The following is a 2871-nucleotide window of genomic DNA, read 5'->3' on the forward strand; positions in this document are numbered from 1 at the left end:
CAGGCCCTAGCAGGCAAACTTAGTGGGGTAAGTAGAGTTTGTCGATAGAGCTAGTGAAATACTGGGCTCTTCGCAGTGCGGCGGATGCTGAATCCGGTCAGCGCCCCTTGGTCGCGCGGAAGCCCTTTTCCAGGTCGGCCAGGATGTCGTCGACCCCCTCGATGCCGACCGACAGGCGGATCAGCTCCTCGCTCACCCCGCTGTCGGCCTGCTCGGCGGGGGTGAGCTGGGCGTGGGTCGTGGACGCCGGATGAATCGCCAGCGAGCGGACGTCCCCGACGTTGGCGAGATGGCTGTGCAGTTCGAGGGCCTCGATGAACGCCCGCCCGGCGGCGCCACCACCGCGGATACCGAAGGCCAGCACGGCGCCGGCACCATCGGGCAGGTAGCGCCGGGCCGCCGGATACCAGCGGCTCGACGCCAGGCCCGGGTAGGCGACCCAGATCACCTCGTCCCGCTCGGACAACCACTGTGCCACCCGCAGCGCGCCCGCGCTGTGCCGCTCCATCCGTAGCGACAACGTCTCCAGCCCCTGGAGCAGCAGGAAGGCGTTCATCGGGGACAGGGCCGGGCCCAGGTCGCGCAGCAGCCGCGCGCGGGCCCGCACGATGTAGGCGGTCTCTGGGAACGCGTCGAGGAAGACCAGGCCGTGGTAGGCCGGATCCGGTGTGGTGAACCGCGGATAACGGCCGTTGCCCCAGTCGAAACGCCCGCCGTCGACGATGACACCGCCGATCGACGTCCCGTGCCCGCCGATGAACTTGGTGGCGGAGTGCACCACGATGTCGGCGCCGTGTTCGAGAGGGCGGCTCAGGTACGGCGACGCCAGGGTGTTGTCCACGATCAGCGGTACCCCCGCGGCGTGCCCCACCTCGGCGATCCTGGCGACGTCGAGAACGTTCCCACGGGGGTTGCCGATGGTCTCGCCGTAGAGCGCGGCGGTGTTCGGCCGGATCGCCGCGCGCCAGAGGTCGAGGTCGTCCGGGTCGTCGACGAAGGTGGTCTCGATCCCGAACTCCGCCAGCGTGTTCCTGAACAGCGCGTACGTCCCGCCGTACAGCGAGGTCGACGACACCAGGTGCGCCCCGGCGGCGGCGAGGTTCAGCACCGCCAGGGACTGGGCGGCCTGGCCGCTGGCGGTCGCCAGGGCCGCGACCCCGCCCTCCAGATCCGCGATGCGCTGTTCGAAGACGTCCTGCGTGGGGTTGACGACCCGGGTGTAGGTGAAGCCGACCTCGGCCAGCGAGAACAGCTCGGCCGCGTGCCGCGTGTCGTCGAACACGAAGGAGGTCGTCTGGTAGATCGGCACGGCGCGCGCGCCGGTCGCCGGGTCCGGGGCGGCTCCGGCGTGGAGCTGCCGGGTCTCGAAGCTTCGACCCGGGGGGGGATCGTCGTCACAGGGCTTTTCCTTTGGGTCCTTTGGGGTGCTCGGCGTCGGCGTCGGCGTAGTAGCGCCGCGCCACCTCGGGATGGCTGCGTAGCCAGCTCTTGAGGGTGTTCACCCCGTGCTGGGCGAAGACCGGATTGTGCGGATCGGGCGGGGGCGCGTCGGTGATCTGCCGGAGCAGCTCGCCCGGCAGCGGAACCGGTTCCAGGGTGGCCGACAGCCGCGGCCCGAAGAAGAACGCCACGGACACCCGCTCGTGGCCCGATGGTGGGCTGACGACCCGGTGCACGGTCGCCCGGTAGTAGCGCCGCGTCGCCAGCTCGAACATCTCGCCGATGTTGACGACGAACGCGCCGGGTTCCGGGACCGCGTCGATCCAGCCGTCGGCCCCGTCCGCCACCTGCAGGCCGGCCGCCCCCACCGCCGGCTCGCCCGGCCCGCCCGGCCCGCCGGCCGGGGCCCGCTCCGGGAGCACGCGGACGTGGTCCTGGAGGACGAACGTGAGGAAGCCGCCGTCCTTGTGCGCCCCGACTCCCTGGTCGTAGCCGTCGCCGAAGCCGGGCGGCGCCGGTCGGTACCGGATCAGCTTCAGGTGCGAGCGCGGCTCGTCGGCGAAGGTCTGGTCGAGGTGGTCGGCGGGCAGGCTCAGCGACTCGGCGAACGCCCGGACCAGCATCCGGCCCAGCCGGCCCAGCTCCGCCATGTAGGCGAGCACGGTGTCACGCACCTCGGGCAGGGCCGCGGGCCACTGGTTGGGACCGTCGAGGCGCAGGTAGACCGGATCGTCGGGGCCGAGGTCACGGGCCGGGCGCTCATCGGAGATGTCGATCTGTTCGCGGAGGTCGGGGCGGCCCCGGGTGATCTCGTGCCCGAGCCGGGTATACCCGCGGAAGTGCGGCGAGTGGATGTTCTCGATCTCCAGCTTCGACGCCTCGGGCAGCTGGAAGAACCGGCGGCTCACGTCGAGGATCGTGGTGGTGAGCGAGGCCGGGACGCCGTGTCCGGTCAGGTAGAAGAACCCCGGGCCGTGGCAGGCCTCGCGCAGGGCGGCGAGGAACTCACCTCGGTTCGTGGCGCCGGTCCGGAAGGGAGCGATGTCGAGGGTGGGCAGCGTCCGGGCCGGGGCGACCCGGTTCGCCTGGTGGGCGAAGCCGCCTGTCATCGTCGGAATCCTCCCTGCGCCGCGGGCCTCATGCCGGGTTCGCCTTGACGGCTCGCGCGGCTGCTCGACACCGCCGCGCCCCGGGAGCGTCCGTGACGTTCGTCCGCCCGTCGCCTGTCCCGCGCCAGGGTAGCGCCGCTACGGCGCAGCCGTGGGAGAACTACGAGCTGTTCCGGCGGCTGTGGCGCTCCGACCGGTGACCCGGCGGGGCCGGTTCCGCGCTCACGGCCACGACCCCGCCGATGGCTACCGGCACCGAGCCTGCCCTACAGCCGACCCGGTAACTCCCATGAGCCCGGTAACTCCCTCTAGGCTTGTCTTC

Annotated in this window: 2 protein-coding genes; both read right to left on the reverse strand. The window is 71.5% G+C overall.

Annotated elements, in window-relative coordinates:
• Window positions 1-97: 97 nt before the first annotated feature.
• Window positions 98-1471, reverse strand: a complete 1374-nt coding sequence (locus tag AC08OU_RS24170; RefSeq protein WP_476602385.1) for a bifunctional o-acetylhomoserine/o-acetylserine sulfhydrylase — start codon at window positions 1469-1471, stop codon at window positions 98-100.
• Window positions 1395-2549, reverse strand: coding sequence for an isopenicillin N synthase family dioxygenase (locus AC08OU_RS24175; RefSeq protein ID WP_476602384.1), 1155 nt, complete (start codon window positions 2547-2549; stop codon window positions 1395-1397). The genes AC08OU_RS24170 and AC08OU_RS24175 overlap by 77 nt, the downstream gene beginning before the upstream one ends.
• Between the last annotated feature and the right edge of the window lie 322 nt (window positions 2550-2871).

The organism is Frankia sp. CcMO1 (assembly GCF_977945845.1).

Coding starts and splice junctions, on each gene's coding strand:
- AC08OU_RS24175 (WP_476602384.1), bottom strand. CDS start 2,549: ATGACAGGCGGCTTCGCCCACCAGGCGAACCGGGTCGCCCCGGCCCGG.